General features: G+C 59.0%; 16 protein-coding genes and 3 tRNA genes. 12 read left to right on the forward strand and 7 right to left on the reverse strand.

Annotation, left to right across the window (positions count from 1 at the left end):
* Positions 1–109: 109 nt before the first annotated feature.
* Positions 110–802 carry a transcriptional regulator gene (locus L6762_RS06505; protein ID WP_237186127.1) on the forward strand — a complete coding sequence of 231 codons (693 nt, stop codon included), beginning with the start codon at positions 110–112 and terminating at the stop codon, positions 800–802.
* A gap of 391 nt (positions 803–1193) precedes the next feature.
* Here L6762_RS06505 and L6762_RS06510 read toward each other — a convergent pair whose 3' ends face one another.
* From L6762_RS06510 to pepN, 3 genes are all read right to left on the reverse strand, one after another.
* Positions 1194–1649, reverse strand: a complete 456-nt coding sequence (locus L6762_RS06510; RefSeq protein ID WP_237186128.1) for a MepB family protein — start codon at positions 1647–1649, stop codon at positions 1194–1196.
* A gap of 78 nt (positions 1650–1727) precedes the next feature.
* Complete coding sequence (locus L6762_RS06515) at positions 1728–2186, reverse strand: globin (RefSeq protein ID WP_237186129.1); 459 nt, start codon at positions 2184–2186, stop codon at positions 1728–1730.
* A gap of 53 nt (positions 2187–2239) precedes the next feature.
* Positions 2240–4777, reverse strand: a complete 2538-nt coding sequence (gene pepN / locus L6762_RS06520) for an aminopeptidase N (protein WP_237186130.1) — start codon at positions 4775–4777, stop codon at positions 2240–2242.
* A 210-nt stretch (positions 4778–4987) separates the two neighbouring features.
* On the opposite strand from pepN, the gene L6762_RS06525 reads away from it, so the two are divergent.
* Together L6762_RS06525 and L6762_RS06530 are read left to right on the forward strand one after the other, a co-directional pair.
* Positions 4988–5485, forward strand: coding sequence for a ribose-5-phosphate isomerase (locus L6762_RS06525; protein ID WP_237186131.1), 498 nt, complete (start codon positions 4988–4990; stop codon positions 5483–5485).
* Positions 5485–6363 carry an Fpg/Nei family DNA glycosylase gene (locus L6762_RS06530; RefSeq protein WP_237186132.1) on the forward strand — a complete coding sequence of 293 codons (879 nt, stop codon included), beginning with the start codon at positions 5485–5487 and terminating at the stop codon, positions 6361–6363. Before L6762_RS06525 ends, L6762_RS06530 begins: the two co-directional genes overlap by 1 nt.
* A 79-nt stretch (positions 6364–6442) precedes the next feature.
* On the opposite strand, the gene L6762_RS06535 is transcribed toward L6762_RS06530, so the two are convergent.
* Both L6762_RS06535 and L6762_RS06540 read right to left on the reverse strand, forming a co-directional pair.
* A complete protein-coding gene (locus tag L6762_RS06535) occupies positions 6443–7111 on the reverse strand; it encodes a hypothetical protein (protein WP_237186133.1) in 669 nt (222 codons plus the stop codon).
* Positions 7112–7212: 101 nt separating this feature from the next.
* Positions 7213–7959: a hypothetical protein gene (locus tag L6762_RS06540; RefSeq protein ID WP_237186134.1), complete on the reverse strand. Its 747-nt coding sequence runs from the start codon at positions 7957–7959 to the stop codon at positions 7213–7215.
* Between the two features lie 96 nt (positions 7960–8055).
* Between L6762_RS06540 and L6762_RS06545 the strand changes: the two genes are divergently transcribed.
* Complete coding sequence (locus L6762_RS06545) at positions 8056–8805, forward strand: HAD family hydrolase (protein WP_237186135.1); 750 nt, start codon at positions 8056–8058, stop codon at positions 8803–8805.
* A 128-nt stretch (positions 8806–8933) separates the two neighbouring features.
* Here the strand turns inward: L6762_RS06545 and L6762_RS06550 are convergent.
* Together L6762_RS06550 and L6762_RS06555 are read right to left on the reverse strand one after the other, a co-directional pair.
* A tRNA-Gly gene (locus tag L6762_RS06550) sits at positions 8934–9004 on the reverse strand.
* Positions 9005–9009: 5 nt separating this feature from the next.
* Positions 9010–9080: transfer RNA gene (locus tag L6762_RS06555), tRNA-Gly, on the reverse strand.
* Between the two features lie 168 nt (positions 9081–9248).
* On the opposite strand from L6762_RS06555, the gene L6762_RS06560 reads away from it, so the two are divergent.
* From L6762_RS06560 to L6762_RS06595, 8 genes are all read left to right on the forward strand, one after another.
* Positions 9249–9323 (forward strand) — tRNA-Pro (locus tag L6762_RS06560).
* Between the two features lie 112 nt (positions 9324–9435).
* Positions 9436–10734 carry a trigger factor gene (gene tig, locus L6762_RS06565; RefSeq protein WP_237186136.1) on the forward strand — a complete coding sequence of 433 codons (1299 nt, stop codon included), beginning with the start codon at positions 9436–9438 and terminating at the stop codon, positions 10732–10734.
* A gap of 315 nt (positions 10735–11049) precedes the next feature.
* Positions 11050–12060 carry a siderophore ABC transporter substrate-binding protein gene (locus L6762_RS06570; protein WP_237186137.1) on the forward strand — a complete coding sequence of 337 codons (1011 nt, stop codon included), beginning with the start codon at positions 11050–11052 and terminating at the stop codon, positions 12058–12060.
* A gap of 78 nt (positions 12061–12138) precedes the next feature.
* Entirely contained in the window at positions 12139–13137 is a 999-nt protein-coding gene (locus tag L6762_RS06575) for an ABC transporter permease (protein WP_237186138.1), read from the forward strand.
* On the forward strand, positions 13118–14221 hold the full coding sequence (locus L6762_RS06580; RefSeq protein WP_237186139.1) for an iron chelate uptake ABC transporter family permease subunit: 1104 nt from the start codon (positions 13118–13120) through the stop codon (positions 14219–14221). The genes L6762_RS06575 and L6762_RS06580 overlap by 20 nt, the downstream gene beginning before the upstream one ends.
* Positions 14218–14973 carry an ABC transporter ATP-binding protein gene (locus tag L6762_RS06585; RefSeq protein ID WP_237186140.1) on the forward strand — a complete coding sequence of 252 codons (756 nt, stop codon included), beginning with the start codon at positions 14218–14220 and terminating at the stop codon, positions 14971–14973. Before L6762_RS06580 ends, L6762_RS06585 begins: the two co-directional genes overlap by 4 nt.
* A 168-nt stretch (positions 14974–15141) precedes the next feature.
* On the forward strand, positions 15142–15762 hold the full coding sequence (locus L6762_RS06590) for an ATP-dependent Clp protease proteolytic subunit (protein ID WP_272878352.1): 621 nt from the start codon (positions 15142–15144) through the stop codon (positions 15760–15762).
* A 31-nt stretch (positions 15763–15793) separates the two neighbouring features.
* Positions 15794–16471 carry an ATP-dependent Clp protease proteolytic subunit gene (locus tag L6762_RS06595; RefSeq protein ID WP_185174588.1) on the forward strand — a complete coding sequence of 226 codons (678 nt, stop codon included), beginning with the start codon at positions 15794–15796 and terminating at the stop codon, positions 16469–16471.
* Positions 16472–16536: the final 65 nt, after the last annotated feature.

Below are 16536 nucleotides of genomic sequence, written 5' to 3' on the forward strand. Positions count from 1 at the left end.
CTCTCACAGGTAGCCCCTATTTCTCATCTCACCGGGAATGCAGCTCATCATCTGCGATAGGGTGGTATGAGAATAGACCCCGTCCCTTTGATTTCCGGAAGCCTGTGAGATGACCGAGCCAAAGCTATCTGACTACACCGATTATATTTACCTACCCGATGCAAGGACCGCCCGTGATATGGCGACCTATCTGACTCGGGCCCGTTCAGTGGATCCTCAGGCTGCCGTTCGTTTGCAGGCTAACGGCGATGTGTTGGGGATTTCGGTGTGCGTGCTTGCGCCTGAGACCTTACTTGATTCAACCCCAACTATCATCGGTCTGCGCGCTATCAAGCTGGCCCAGCCTGCCGAGGTTGATCTTACGGTTGAGGCGGCAGCTCTTCTCGACCGGCTAGCCCGTATCGAAGAGGCAGGGCTTGCCCTGGCCCTGCCTCCGGTGACTGTCACTGCTCCTTGGGTTGGGCGAACCGTTCCGCGTAGTGGTTGGGAGAAGAAAGGGTTTTACCTCTCCGATCATGCCCGGGCTGCAGCCCAGGAGGGAATATCCGCTGTAGACGGGGCGCTTCCCGCTAACCCGGGGCATGCGGTGGTGGCGACCGTCCGCTCCCGTATCTGGTCATCCCCGCTGGCAGCCCCAGACACTACCGCTGACCTGCCCACCGGGGCTGCCTTCGCCCTGGAGGTTCTGGGATTCTTGCCTCCGCGAGCTACCGAACCCATGCCGGTTTTCACCAGCGGACGCTGGGCCCGCATCTCGGCTAGGGCGGGGCACGTACTGGTTTACTCGGCTACTTCAGCCTAAAAATCCAGCTACTGGGCCCGATTCTGCATGGCGTGGGCTGCCCGGTCAAAGTAGGCCCACATTTCGGCGTCGTGCAGGGGCGATAGCTCCAGGGCGTTCACTGTCTCATGATGATGTGAAGATTCCCCGTGGCTTAGCCTTTGCCATCGAGGTACTAGAATTTTTGCCCTCAAAATTTGAGGGCGCTGTACCTATTTACACCAGCGGGCAGCGGGTTCGTCTGAGCTCGCCGGGCGGTTTCGTCCTCACCAAAATATTGGGCTAATTATTCACCAAAACCACTGCTTCTAAGGTGTTGAAGAGCTGGGTGAAGAACCTGCTTACAGCCGCACCACTCCTGCACAAATAGACCGCTTAAGTATTTAGTTGGTCGGGGCTCAGATGCGGAGAATTACATGGCTGACCAATAATGTAGCTGCCAGCTTTGTTCTCGATGGGCTGAGGGGTTTAAATCGACGCACCAGCTAGGATAAACCCGAAACGCCATCTTTCCCCGTTTTCCTTCACTAGCTAGAATTCCTCGTTCGGCAAGTACCTTGCGTGGAAAAGAAAAGTAACCATGCAAGTGTCCATCTGAAATGAATACCAGTAGATAATCACAAAATTCTTTAGCGGTGAAAGGGATGTTCGAGCCTGTAGCATCTTTTTGCCAGAGCGCGAGAAAGTATCCGTTTTTCTTGGGCGTTTTCCTACCCATCCGTGACTGGTAGCTGTTTTCTGATGTGCTGAAGGTAAGAGCCTCGTACTCAGAATTGTAGGGGCTTGTGGTCACCTGTTGTATTTCGTCAATTTCACCGCTTTTTATCAGCGCGTCAAGAAATTGGAAGGAGCGGATTTTTTGTCTCAAGCTTTGTACCGGAGTGGCAGAATCTGGATGGGTTTTTATTGAGCACATAGTTTTTGTCCAGCGCAGCCAGAATTTTACTTATGAGTGATTCTGCATGGCGTGGGCTGCCCGGTCAAAGTAGGCCCACATTTCTGCATCGTGCAGGGGAGCTAGATCCAGGGTGTCCATGGCCTCGCGCATGTACTTGAGCCAGGTATCCCGCTCCTTGGGGCCGATATAGAAGGGGTTATGGCGCATACGCAGGCGCGGGTGGCCGCGTTCTGCCTGGTAGGTTTTGGGCCCGCCCCAGTACTGCTCAAGGAACATGAAAAGGCGGCGCTCTGCTGGCCCCAGGTCTTCCTCGGGGTACATGGCACGGAATTCCGGGTCGGCTGCTACACGGGAATAGAACTCCCGGCAGAGCTTTTCAAAGACCGGCCGTCCGCCCACCTGGTAGTAGAAGCTACGCTCATCGACCTCTTCATGAGGGGCTGAGGGCTGGACGCTGGCCTCGCCGGGTGCAGATAAGGGGCGGAAGGCTGGGTTGGGTAAATTCATACCCACCAGTCTACTCCCGCCCCTTATCGTCAGCAGGTACCAGCGGTTAGAGCCTAGCGGTCTGCGGCCTGTACCTTGAGAGCACGGGCCAGTGAGTCGCGTCCTTCTGCTACCTGACGCTTGAGGGCGGCTGCGTCCTCAGGCAGGGCAGCGAGGTAAGCCTCCGCCTTATCCAGGACCTCTTGAGTGTAAAAACGGGGGAAGAGCCCGCTGATAATCTGGCTTGAAATCTCGTGGGAGCGCTCGCGCCAGACCCCCTCAATGGCCTCAAAGTAGCGGTCAATGTAGGGTTCTGAGAACTCCGGGGCACCGCGGTAGAAACCGAGAATGGCGGAGCGCTGCACAATGTTAGACAGCTCGCCGGTTTCAACCACAGCGCGCCAGGTCTCTGCCTTTGCTTCAGCGGTGGGGATAGCCGCCTTGGCGGTGGCAGCTGCCTGCTGGCCGTTGGAGGTGTTGTCCTCGGCCAGGGCTGCATCGATCTCAACTGCGGTGACGCGTCCGCCCGCAGCCAGGGAGCCTAGCAGGTTCCAGCGCAGGTCGGTATCGATCTCCAAACCTTCCAGAACGGTAGAGCCATCAAGTAGGGCTGCCACAGCATCCAGCTGGTCTGAGGTATGGGCCAGACGGGCGAAGGTGCCCACCAGCTGGAACTGGTTATCAGAGCCAGCTTCTGCTGCCTGGGCAAGGGCCCAGATACGGTCAGCGGCCTCAGCTCGAACAGCCTCAGCGTGGGCGGAGTTCAGGTAGGCGCGCAGGGTGTTCTCAAGGTTGAGAAGCTGGGTGCGGACGGCGGTGGAGTTAGTCTCTGCCCCGATATTACCCAGAACCAGTTCAACAAACTGGCGGGCGGGCATTTCGGCATCACGCACGGTATCCCAGAGGGAACCCCAGACCACACCGCGGGCAACAGATGAGTCAATGGCACCCAGGTGGGCAACGGCGGTGGCGCGGGAGCGCTCATCGAGGCGAATCTTGGCGTAGGCCAAATCTTCGTCGTTCACCAGAATCAAATCGGGGCGCTTGGCTCCAACAGCCAGGGGTACCTCGGTGATGTCGCCGTCCACATCGATTTCTAGTCGGTCAGTGCGGGTCAGTACCTCACCGTCCAGGTTGTAGAAACCAATAACCAGGCGGTGGGGGCGCAGGGTCTCAAAGCCCTCAGCGTAGGTCTGGCGCAGGGCCAGGCGGGTAATAGTGCCGTCCTCCGCCTCATCCACCTCGGTAGTGAGGGTGTTAACCCCGGCGGTCTCCAGCCAGAGCTTAGACCAGGCGCGCACGTCGCGTCCGCTGGTTGCCTCAAGCTCATCGAGTAGGTCATCGAGCACGGTGTTGCCGTAGGCGTGCTTGTCGAAGTAGACCTTGAGAGCTGCCATGAAGTTCTCCTGACCCACCCAGGCCACCAGCTGGCGCAGCACGGAAGCGCCCTTAGCGTAGGTGATGCCGTCAAAGTTGACCTGAACATCCTGAAGGTCGCGAATCGGGGCAACGATGGGGTGGGTGGATGAGAGCTGGTCCTGATTGTAGGCCCAGGTCTTTTCTGAGGCAGAGAAGGTAGCCCAGGCCTCGGGGGCAAACCGGGTGTTCTCGGCAGCGGCCAGGGTCGACATGAACTCAGCAAAAGACTCGTTCAGCCACAGGTCATTCCACCACTTCATGGTCACCAGGTCGCCAAACCACATGTGAGCCAGCTCGTGCAAAATGGTGATAGCTCGGCGCTCAACAATTGCCTCGGTCACCTTAGAACGGAAGATGTAGTTCTCCAAGAAGGTCACCGCACCGGCGTTCTCCATAGCACCGGCATTGAACTCGGGCACAAAGAGCTGGTCGTACTTCTCAAAGGGGTAGGGGGTTGAGAACTGCTCTTCAAAGAACTCAAAGCCCTGGCGGGTGATGTGGAAGACCTCATCGGCATCCAGGTACTCCATCAAGGACTGACGGGCGTAGCAACCCAGCTTCACCTCGCGGCCCTCGCTGTTGGTGAGGGAAGAATGGACGCTGGCGTAGGGGCCAGCAATAATCGCGGTGATGTAGGACGAGATACGCGGGGTCGGCTTGAAATGCCAGACCTTGCCGCCCTCGACGTCCTCGACCGACGTTTCAGGCTGGTTCGACACCACAACCCAGTGGGCAGGGGCCGTCACAATAAACTCAAATTCAGCCTTCAAATCAGGCTGCTCAAAGACCGGGTACACGCGGCGGGAATCGGGTACCTCAAACTGGGAGTAGAGGTAGACCTCGCCGTCCACCGGGTCCACAAAGCGGTGCAGGCCCTCACCGGTATTGGTGTAGAGCATATCGGCATCAATCACTAGTTCATTGCTCTCAGCCAACGCAGGCAGGGCAATACGCACACCATCGGCATTCTCAACAGGAACCAGCTCACCGTTGAGCGCAATACTGTGCACTGTATCGGTAATAGCGTCGATAAAGGTTTCACTCCCGGCAACAGCATCAAAGCGCACTACGGTGCGAGAACCAAAGACCCGCTCACCGCGCGTTAGATCAAGCTCAACCGTGTACGAATGTACACGCTGAATAACTGACGCTCTCTTCTCAGCTTCGGCACGGGTCAAATTCATTCCAGGCATGAGGAATCCTTGTCAATCAAATCTGAAGTTAGAGGCTTGCTCACTGCACACAGCAGGAAACAAACCACAGGATAGCCGCAGGTGACCTACAATCGTATAGAGGTCACCATGGCGCATACGCTCCCAATTCTATGTGCTCACCAGTGATTCACATAACTAAATTTCAATGCGGTCAGCCGGCCCCCACCCACCACGACCAAAGGAGACACCGTGCGTGTACATATCGCAACCGACCACGCAGGCCTAGAACTTAGCCACTACCTCATCGAAGAACTCACCGAGGCAGGCTACGAGATGGTCGATCACGGCCCCGCTGAATATGACGCTCTCGACGACTACCCCAGCTTCTGCATTAACGCGGCGCTCGCCGTCCGCGCAGACCGTGCAGCTGGACTGGACTCCCTGGGTATTGTGCTAGGTGGTTCCGGCAACGGCGAGCAGATGGCCGCTAATAAGGTTGAAGGCATCCGTGCTGCTCTGGCCTGGAACCACGACACCGCAGCCCTGGCCCGCGAACACAACAACGCCCAGGTCGTTGCAGTGGGCGGACGCCAGCACACCAAGGAAGAAGCCCTCGAGATCATCAAGGTCTTCCTCACCACCGAGTGGACCAACGAAGAGCGCCACGCCCGCCGCATCGGCCAGATGGCCGAATACGAGCAGACCGGCGCCATCGCCGGTAAGCAGATCGACAGCTACGAGAACTAATGCCAGAAGGGCACTCAATCCACCGCCTGGCCCGCCAGCTCACCGACGTTTTTGCCGGTGCCCAGCTGGCGGTCACCAGCCCCCAGGGAAGATTTGCGGACGGCGCCGCCCTGCTCGACGGTCATACCTTCGACTCGGCTTTTGCCCACGGTAAGCACCTCTTCGCCCGTTTCTCCAACGAGCTCTACCTCAACGTCCACCTGGGAATCTACGGTGCCTTCACCTTCGGTGGAGATGAGCACTTTACGGGGGCCTCCTCGATTGGTGCTCCCCGTAAAATTGGTGAGCAAGAGGACCACCGGACCGAACTCTCAGCTGAACCTCCTGCACCCCGGCCGACCACCCGCGTCCGCCTGGTTTCAGAGCACGGCTGGGCAGACCTGGTGGGACCCACTATCTGCCGAACCCTCACTCCCGAGGAAGTGGGGGAAGTACGCGCAAAACTGGGCCCCGACCCCCTCAACCAGGACGCCGACCCGGCTGCCTTCTACGCTGCGGCGGCCAAGACCAGTCGGCCTATCGGTGTGGTTCTTATGGACCAGAAGGCCATCTCGGGGGTAGGAAACATCTTTCGCGCAGAATCCCTCTACCGCACCGGTATCGACCCCTTTACCCCGGCTAAAGAATGCAGCCGCCAGCAGCTTGAAGCCCTCTGGAACGATAACAAGCACCTGTTGGAAATTGGTGTGCGTGTAGGTCGTATCATCACCACCGAGCCCGCCGACAGGCCCGGCATACCGGAAACCGAGGCCTGGCCTGATCATGCTAACTACGTGTACCACCGCCAGGGCCAGACCTGCCCCCGCTGTGGGGCAACTATCGCGCTGGAAGAAGTTGCCGGGCGCAAGCTCTACTGGTGCCCGGGCTGCCAGCACTAGGTAACTAGCCTAGCTGTAGGCTCAGACGAGAAAAGTAGGGCCCCGGTTGTATCGCCGGGGCCCTACTTGTTTCTATGTTTTAGCGGTCTGCTAGGTCAGAGAGGTTAAAGCCGGTGGTACCGTCGTTGCACTGTACACTCGCTGGGCCAGTGGTCGTGCAGGTCATGCCCATCCAGCTGATGGATTGTCCCTCGGGCAGTACCGTGTTGGTCTTGAACCAGTCGTGGGTGGCAGCACGCCCGCGGGCCTGCACCGTGCGGGGCTGGGTATCACCGGGCCCCATTGATACCGACTGTAGGACCCAGTTCTTTGAGTCATCGGTCATGCAAAATACACCGTAGGTCTGCATCAGGCAGGCTACCTGGGGGTCAGGAGTCTGGAAGACAACGGAGGGCTGGTCGGCAGCTGCAAAACTATAAGGTGCTACGTCAGCCACCGGGGTTCCAGTGACGAGATCGGTGGCCACCAGAGAAACCGGGTCGATGGTAAAGCCGTCGTTGACCGGGGGAGTCAGGGCCGTGGCGCTAGGGGAGGGTGCTGCGCTGGCTGTTTCTGTTGTGGGCTCAGCGGTGGGGCTGGGGGTGCTGCTTTCGGCTGGAGCAGTGGTCGCACTGCTTGCGGTGCTAGCGTCAGTTTCAGCGGGGGTAGCGGTGGTCTGGCTGCTCCCGCAGCCTGTCAGTATCAGGACGCCGGTAGCAAGCAGGGCGCTCACCGGAATGAATCGAGCAGATAGGGGTGCTAAAGCCATGAAGAAATCAACCTTGTGGTCAAAAATGTGAGTGTCTATTCCAATCCTAGGGGAAGAGCAGCCGATTCAAAGGTTAGGGAAGTAGCCGATCCGTGAGTTATTTACCCGCTGAAGTCCTTGATGGAGTTGCTCAGCGCAAACCAGTGCACCCCGTTATCGCAGCGGGCGGCGCCGTCCGGTGTTGCGGTGCAGCTAAACTCACCGACTGTAATCGTGTGGTTGGCAGGTAGTTGGGTGCCGAAGGAGAAGGGGGCGAAGCCGGGGGTGCTGCCCTGGAGGAAGTCCTGGTGGGGTACCGTGCCGGGGTTAAGCCACATCACGCCGTAGCCGATGCGCCCCTGGGAGCCTGCTCGGTAGCAGCTCACCTGCTCTGTGCTCATGACGCAACCCGCGCCGTCCGCTGTCTGGAAGTAGACCTTGCCGTCGCCGGCGGGGGTTACCCCGTCGATGCTGGTCTGGTAGGGGGCGAGGTCGGTGATGAGGGTGGTCGCTCCGCTGTTAACTGGCGGGTTGATGGCCTGTACCGGGGTTTCGGTGGGGGCAGGAGCTGCCGGCTGGGCAGTAGGTGCCTCAGCGGCTGAAGGTGCCGGTGCGGCGGTGGTCTGGGTGACTGGTTCGGGTGAGCTTGAAGATGCTGCGGCTGCTGTCTCTGAAACCTCAGCGCTGGCAGAAGCCGCGGGGCTGGATGCTGTGGGGGAGGGGGTAGCGCTGGCGGTGGCACTGTGGCTTGTGACGGGGGCGGACGCCGTGGCGTCGGCCTGGGTCTGTTCGGTTGAGGAAGAGCTACAGGCAACCAGGGCAAGCGCTGCAGCGAGGGGAAGGGCCGCTTGAAGGGGGCGGGGGCGCATACTGTCTCCTTTGACGGTGGGGTGTCCCTCTAATGATAGGGGCCAACGTATATGCTGGTGAAGAGTTAAACGCCATCATGACATCGAAGGGCTACTATGCGCGATACCGGATACTTGCTAGGGCAGGCCAACCTGGTGCTCTTCGACCTAGATGGCACCCTGCTCGATAGCGATACAGCTACCGCGGTGGGTTTTAATCGGGCTGTTCGGGAGTTTGGTTTTGAGGGAGAAATCGACGACACCCAGAGCTACTTCCAGGCCTGGGCCGATATTCAGCGCGAGGACTTTCAGCGCTATTTGGCCGGTGAGCAGGTTTTTGACGAAAATCGCCTGTTTCGCACGTCGAGTCTCTTGCATCTGATGACGGGGGAGCAGCAGAGCGCTGACCGGGCTCAGAAGTTTTTGGCGACCCTACAGGAGGAAACCCGTAAGGCTTGGGCTCCTTTTGCTGAGGTTGATCGGTTTTTTGAGGAGCTCGGCCACCGGTTTGGGCATCTGCAGGTGGCGGTGATCTCTAACGGTTCTCAACTGACTGAGCAGAAGAAGCTTGACGCTATTGGTCTGCACGATATGCCCCTGTTTTCGTCGGAGCGGATGGGGATGAGTAAGCCCGACCCCTACCTATTCCGGTTTGTATGTGCCCAGCTGGAGGTAGACCCGACTTTTGCGGTGCATGTGGGTGATAACTATATCGCGGACGTCGCCGCCCCGGCTCGGGCGGGCCTGCAGGCTGCCTGGGTTAACCGGCATCGCCGTGGTCAGAAGTTGCCGCGGGGTACAGTGAAGGTGCGCGACCTAGTGGAGCTGTTGGACGCGCCTGCTCCTATTGCTCGCCGTTTTTTCTAGGGAAGCAAAAACGGCCACTCCGAAGAGTGACCGTGAAGCGAGCGGCTGACGGGATGGAAGCACCGGGTGCGAGTGAACGAGCACTCAAGAGGTGCTGGAATGACTTCCGCCAGTCCCGAGCGATAGCGAGCGGCTGACGGGAATCGAACCCGCGTATCAGGCTTGGGAAGCGTGCGCTCTACCATTGAGCTACAGCCGCGTGAGAGGGGATGACGGGAATCGAACCCGCGTAATCAGTTTGGAAGACTGAGGCTTTACCATTAAGCTACATCCCCGAATGGGGTGCCCAGCATTGTGGACGTGTTCCAGTAAACCTGGTCGAACGGGGCCTTGTCAAATCAGGGTGGCGCTGGCGTTTCTCAACACGCCCTGGGCGTAATCGGGGTGCGAGTTAGGTTTTGGGCGGTTGAACCGCTAAACTGGGTGGTGCCTTCCGTGCAAATCGGGGTGTGGCGTAGCTTGGCTAACGCGCCTGCTTTGGGAGCAGGAGATCGCAGGTTCGAATCCTGTCACCCCGACGTGAAATAGAACGACCCGCCGGAAACGGCGGGTTTTTCTATAGAACGTTATATCTAGCCCCACTCTTTTCCGGGTGGCGGTTCCAATCAAGTTATCAGGAGATCAACGGACGTGAAGACTGCCGTCGAGAAGATCAACCCGACCCTCGCAAAGATTGAGGTCGAGGTTCCCTTCGCTGAGTTCAAGACCTACCTTGACCGTACCTACAAGTCACTGGCTAACCAGATTTCGGTTCCCGGTTTCCGTAAGGGTAAGACCCCTAAGGCTCTCATCGATCAGCGTGCAGGCTTTGACTTTGTTGTTGAGAACGCTCTGAACGATGCTCTGAACAACTTCTACCAGCAGGCCCTGGTTGAGAACGAGCTGACCCCCCTGGCTCAGCCCGAGCTTGACATCGTTTCTAAGCCTGAAGAGGGCAACCGCGAAGCTGACGTGAAGCTGACCATCGAGGTCACCGTCCGCCCCGAGATTGAACTGCCTGACTACTCAGGTATCAAGGTTGAGGTTGCAAGCGTAGAGGTTACCGAAGAAGACGAGCAGAAGGCTCTCGATGCCCTGCGCGGCCGCTTCGGCACCCTGAAGGCTGTTGACCGCCCCGCAGCTGACGAGGACTTCCTGACCATCAACATCGCCGCTGAGATTGACGGCGAAGAGGTTGACGCCGCTAACGACCTGTCCTACCAGGTTGGCTCCGGCACCATGCTGGACGGTCTGGACGAGGCTGTTCTCGGTCTCTCCGCTGGCGAGGACGCCACCTTCGTCACCAAGCTTGCCGGTGGCGAGCACGCAGGTGAAGAAGCAACCGTTAAGGTTGAGGTCACCGCTGTGAAGGAACGCGAGCTGCCCGAGGCTGACGACGACTTCGCTCAGCTGGCTTCAGAGTTCGACACCATCGCTGAACTGAAGGAAGACCTGAAGAAGCAGGCTGCTGATTCCAAGGTTGCCGAGCAGGGTGCAGAAGCACGCGACAAGGTTCTTGATGCTCTGGTTGAACTGGTTGAAATCCCCGTTCCCGAGAAGGTTATTGAAGACCAGCTGGCTCAGCACTTCAACACCCCCGGACAGGACGATGACCACGACACCGAAGAGCACCGCGCAGAGGTTCGCGAGAACACCGAGCGTGCTTTCAAGAACGAAATCATCCTCGACGCTATTGCTGAGAAGGAAGAAGTTTCTGTCGAGCAGGCTGAGCTCATTGACTACATCATTACCATGAGCCAGCAGTACGGCATGGACCCCAACCAGTTCGCTCAGATGCTCGACGGCTCAGGCCAGTCAGGCATGATTGTTGGCGAGGTTCGCCGTTCAAAGGCTCTGGCAGCTGTTCTGGCTCAGGCTGAGGTTAAGGACGCCGACGGCAAGGTCGTTGACCTCTCCTCTTTCCTGGGTGAGACCGCAGACGCCGAATAAGTTTTGCCTCTTGAGGCTCTAAAACTTTTCTAGCTCAAGCCCCTGCAAGACCCTGATTGGGTTCTTGCGGGGGCTTTGTGCTGCCTGCTGGGAAAATTTGTGGGAAAAGGCGGACGCGGGCGCCGGCGTCCGCGGCTTAAAAGAGGGTGACCTGGGTGGTTAGAAGTCAAATACAGCAAATAAGTTAAAAAATATTTCGTAATAGGGGTTTCTGGGTTGATAAGTAAGGTGGGGCTAACTAATCTTAGGTAAGTCAAGCCTTACAAGATGTTGAGGCCTACCAAGTACACACCACGAACAGATATAGGAAAACCCGTGAAGGCCAACCGTATCTCCCTGCTCGCAGCCACCTCCGTTGTAGCACTGGCGCTCACCGCCTGTGGCGCGGGCACCACCGACGCATCTTCTGAATCCAGCGCGTCCACCTCAGCTTCTGCCAGCCAGTCAGCTGGCACCGTTACCGTTACCGATAACTACGGTGAGGTCACCGTGACCGTTCCCCCTCAGAAGGTCGCCGCAACCGATAACCGCACCTTTGAGGTTCTCGAGTCTTGGGGTGTCGACCTGGTGGCAGCCCCCATTACCCTGATTCCTGCAACCGTCGAGACTTACAAGAACGACTCCTCCATCACCGATATCGGAACCCACCGCGAGCCTAACCTTGAACTGCTCGCTGCTGAAGAGCCCGACCTGATCGTCAACGGTCAGCGCTTCTCCCAGCACTACGACGCCATCAAGGAACTGAACCCCCAGGCCGCCATCCTCGAACTTGAACCCCGCGACGGTCAGCCCCTTGACGAAGAGCTCAAGCGCCAGGTCACCGTACTGGGCGAGGTCTTCGGCAAGCAGGCTGAAGCCGACAAGCTCATCGCAGACTTCGACGCCGCTCTAGCCCGCGCTAAGGCCGCCTACGATGGCGAATCCACCGTCATGGCCGTCAACGTCTCCGGCGGCGAAATTGGCTACATTGCCCCCTCCATCGGCCGCACCTACGGCCCCGTCTTCGACATGCTGGGCCTCAAGCCCGCCCTCGAAGTTGAAGGCTCCTCTGACAACCACCAGGGTGACGATATCTCGGTTGAAGCCATTGCAGAAGCCAACCCCGACTGGCTGCTGGTTCTTGACCGCGATGCTGGCACCAGCACCGATGAAGGTTCACCCGCTGCCGCAGACGTCATCGCCGGTAGCTCAGCCCTGGCTAACGTCACCGCAATCACCAAGGACCAGATTGCTTACGCTCCGGCTGATACCTACACCAACGAATCCATCATCACCTACACCGAGATCCTCAACGATCTTGCCGATAAGTTCGAAGCCGCCAAGTAAGGCACTGGCTGAGACCCTATAACCGATGAAAAAGGAGTCATCCTGCCCTCGCGGCGGGGTGACTCCTTGAGGGCATTTATGACGACCACCGAAACCACCCGAGTTAGCCGCACCAGGAACTCCCTGGTCAGCGGCAAATTCCTGCTAGCCAGCCTGGGAATTGTTGCCCTGCTCGTGCTCTCCTTGTTCACGGGGGAGTACGACATCTTGAACAAGGCTGACGGCGCTGCCATGTTCGCCATCACCCGAATACCTCGAACCGTTGCCCTGGTGCTGGCCGGGGCAGCCATGGCCATGTGCGGGCTGGTGATGCAGATGCTGACCCAGAACAAGTTCGTGGAACCCACCACCACCGGTACCACCGAATGGGCAAGCCTGGGCCTGCTCTTTATGCTCTATTTCTTCCCGGCAGCAAACCTCTTGCAGCAGATGACGGCGGCAATCGTCTTTGCTTTTATTGGGTCGATGGTCTTCTTCCTCTTCCTGCGCCGGGTTTCACTCAGATCATCCCTGATTGTTCCCATCGTGGGCATGATGCTGGGTGCCGTTGTTTCGGCCTTTACCACCTTCTTTGCCCTCCAGACCAACCTGCTACAGAACCTTGGTGTGTGGTTCGCGGGCAGCTTTACGTCTGTGATTAAGGGGCAGTACGAGGTGCTTTGGCTGGTGCTCCTGGTGGTCGCCGTCATTTTCTGGTACGCCGACCGCCTGACCGTTGCCGGTCTGGGCCAGGAGTTTGCCACGAACGTAGGGCTCAACTACGCCCAGATTATGCTGGTAGGTACCGCCCTGATTGCTATCGCCACCGGTGTGGTGACCGTGGTGGTCGGGTCCCTGCCCTTCTTGGGACTAATTGTTCCCAACATCGTCAGTATGTTCCGCGGTGATGACCTGCGCTCTAACCTACCCTGGGTTGCCCTGACCGGTATCGGGGTCGTGACTATCTGCGACCTGATTGGGCGCACTATTATCGCCCCCTTCGAAATCCCGGTGTCGGTGATTCTGGGTATCGTGGGTGCTCTTGTTTTTATTGGTCTGATTGTGAAGGGGCGGCCCCGTGTATCAGCAGGCAAGTAAAGAAAGCCGGGTTGGTGCGTCCGCCCTGCCCGTGATGAGCGCCGGTGCGGACGCCCGCCCCGCCTCCCGCAGGGCAGGCACCTCCCGTAGTGCTGGGGCTTTCAAGACCCCGTCCGCTGCCCGCACCTACTGGGTGCTCCTGGCAGCGCTCACCGCTGCAGCTGCGTTGGCAGCCTTCGGTTTGCTGGCCTATGCCAACCCCTTTGAGACCGGCACCCCCAAGTGGTGGCTCATTGCTGAACGCCGCTCCAACGCCCTAATCGCGATGGCTGTAGCCGCTGTCTGTCAGGCTGTGGCAACGGTGGCTTTTCAGACGGTGACCAACAACCGCATTATCACCCCCGGTATTCTGGGCTTTCAGGCCCTCTACGCCGCGATTCACACGGCAACCATCTATTTCGCCGGGGCCGCCGGGCTGATTGCTGCCCGCACCCTCGACACCTTTATTTTCCAGCTGGTCATGATGGTGGCCCTGAGCCTCTTGCTCTACTCCTGGCTGTTGACCGGTAAACGGGCCAACATGCACGTCATGCTCCTGGTCGGTGTGGTACTGGGTGGGGGACTGGGGTCGGTTTCCACCTTCATGCAGCGCATGCTGACCCCCAGCGAGTTCGATATTCTGACAGCCCGCCTCTTTGCCTCGGTCAACAACGCCGACCCCGCCTACTACCCGGTAGCCCTGCCACTAGTCGTCCTGAGCGTCGCGGTGCTCTACGCAAAGTCCCGTACCCTCAACGCCCTCTCCCTGGGCGCACCCGCGGCTACCAACCTGGGAATCAACCACCGCCGCGAATCCATTATCGTGCTGGTGATCGTCGCTATCATGATGGCGGTCTCCACCGCCCTGGTCGGCCCGCTGACCTTCCTCGGCTTCTTGGTAGCGACCCTCACCTACCAGTTCGCCGACACCTACGACCACCGCTACCTCTTCCCCATGGCAACCGTGCTCTCCTTTGCCATTCTGGCGGTCTCCTACTTCATCATGAACCACATCTTCTCAGCCCAGGGCGTGGTGGGTATTATCATCGAGCTCATCGGTGGCCTCACCTTCCTGATCGTGATTCTTCGAAAGGGCAAACTATGATCACCCTCCACCAGGTTGCTAAAAGCTACTCCGGTGAAACCAACATCGGCCCGGTCGACGTTCAGCTGCCCGCAGGCGGAATCACCGCCCTGGTTGGCCCTAACGGTGCCGGCAAGTCCACCCTGCTCACCATGGTGGGCCGTCTACTCGATATTGACGCAGGCACCATCGAAATCGGTGGCCTGAATGTGGCCACCACCAAGTCCAAAGACCTGGCCAAAGTCGTCTCGATTCTGCGGCAGGAAAACCACTTCGTCACCAAACTCACCGTGCGCCAGCTGGTGGGCTTCGGGCGCTTCCCCTACACCGGGGGCCGACTCACCGCTGAAGACGAAGAGATCATCTCCCGCTACATCGACTTCCTTAACCTCACCACCCTCGAAAACCGCTACCTCGATGAACTCTCGGGCGGCCAGCGGCAGCGGGCCTACGTAGCCATGGTGCTCTGCCAGGAAACCGACTATGTGCTTCTTGATGAGCCCCTCAATAACCTCGATATCTCCCACTCCGTGCAGATGATGCAGCACCTGCACAACGCCGCCCGCACCCTGGGCCGCACCATCATTGTGGTGCTGCACGACATCAATTTCGCCGCCCGCTACGCCGACTACATCTGCGCTATCAAGGACGGCAAACTAGCCCGCTTCGGAACCGTTGCAGAGATCATGCAAGATGACCTGCTCACCGATATCTTCAACACCCCCATCCAGGTGATCCAGGGCCCCAACGGCCCCATCGCCTGCTACCACTAGGCCCCGTGCCCGCTCGCTCTTGCTCACAGCGTAGCGGGCACACGCCAACAGCGAACTGAAGGGCAAAAGGCAATTTTTGGAGCCCCAAAAGCGATAACCTAAGTGTCAAGCAAATCTTTGGCACCGGCGTCCGCGCGGGTGCTGCAACCGACACAAGGAGCGGAACACATGTCCTTCACCCCTGAAGCACACCAGGCCCCCGCCATGGAAACCCCCATGGGCGGCCAGGACGACTACGTCTACAACCGCCTGCTCAAGGAACGCATCATCTGGCTGGGCTCCGAGGTGCGCGACTCCAACGCCAACCGTATCTGCTCCCAGCTCCTGCTGCTCTCAGCCGAAGACCCCGAGGCAGATATCTACCTCTACATCAACTCACCCGGTGGCTCCGTCACCGCAGGCATGGCAATCTACGACACCATGCAGCTGATCCCCAACGACGTTGTCACCGTTGTCACCGGTATGGCAGCTTCCATGGGCCAGTTCCTGCTCACCGCAGGTGCCCCCGGCAAGCGCTACGCCACCCCCAACGCTCGCATCCTCATGCACCAGCCCTCCGGTGGCATCGGCGGCACCGCCTCCGACATCCGCACCCAGGCCCAGCTGATTCTCGACATGAAGAAGCGCCTGAGCGAAATCACCGCAGAGCGCACCGGCCAGACCGTCGAAACCATCCTGCGCGATAACGACCGCGACAACTGGTTCACCGCCGAAGAAGGCCTGGCCTACGGCTTCTTCGACAAGATTCTCGACAAGATCGGCCCGGCCACCAGCGCCACCGACAAGTAAACCGGCACAGAACTTTTTACAGGAGAAACGAATGATTCACCTTCCTTCATCAACCGCACCTGCCGGTATGCCCACCGACCGCTACGTGCTCCCCAACTTCGAAGAGCGCACCCCCTACGGCTACAAGCGCCAGGACCCCTACGCCAAGCTCTTTGAAGACCGCATCATCTTCCTGGGTGTGCAGGTCGACGACGCCTCAGCCGACGACATCATGGCCCAGCTGCTGGTGCTTGAGTCTCAGGATCCCGACCGCGACATCACCCTCTACATCAACTCACCCGGTGGCTCCTTCACCGCGATGACTGCTATCTACGACACCATGCAGTACATCCGCCCCGAAATTCAGACCGTCTGCCTGGGCCAGGCTGCCTCAGCTGCCGCCGTCCTGCTGGCAGCCGGCACCCCCGGTAAGCGCCTTGCTCTGCCTAACGCCCGCGTGCTGATTCACCAGCCCGCCCTCTCGGGTCAGCAGGGTGGCCAGGCTTCAGACATTGAGATTCACGCCAACGAGGTCATGCGTATGCGTGAGTGGACCGCCCAGACCCTGGCCCTTCACTCCGGCAAGACCTTTGAAGAGGTCGATAAGTCCATCGAGCGCGATAATATCCTTACCGCTAAGGGTGCCCTTGAGTACGGCATCGTTGACCAGGTGCTTGAATCCCGTAAGGCTGTGAAGCCCTCCTTCAATACCGCCGAGAAGCACGACTAGGCACTGCTCACCTTCAGACCCGGTGCGGACGCCGCCTCCCGCCCCACCTGCCTAAGGGCAGGGAA

The organism is Rothia nasimurium (assembly GCF_928381705.1).
In the GTDB taxonomy this organism is placed as follows: domain Bacteria; phylum Actinomycetota; class Actinomycetes; order Actinomycetales; family Micrococcaceae; genus Rothia; species Rothia nasimurium_G.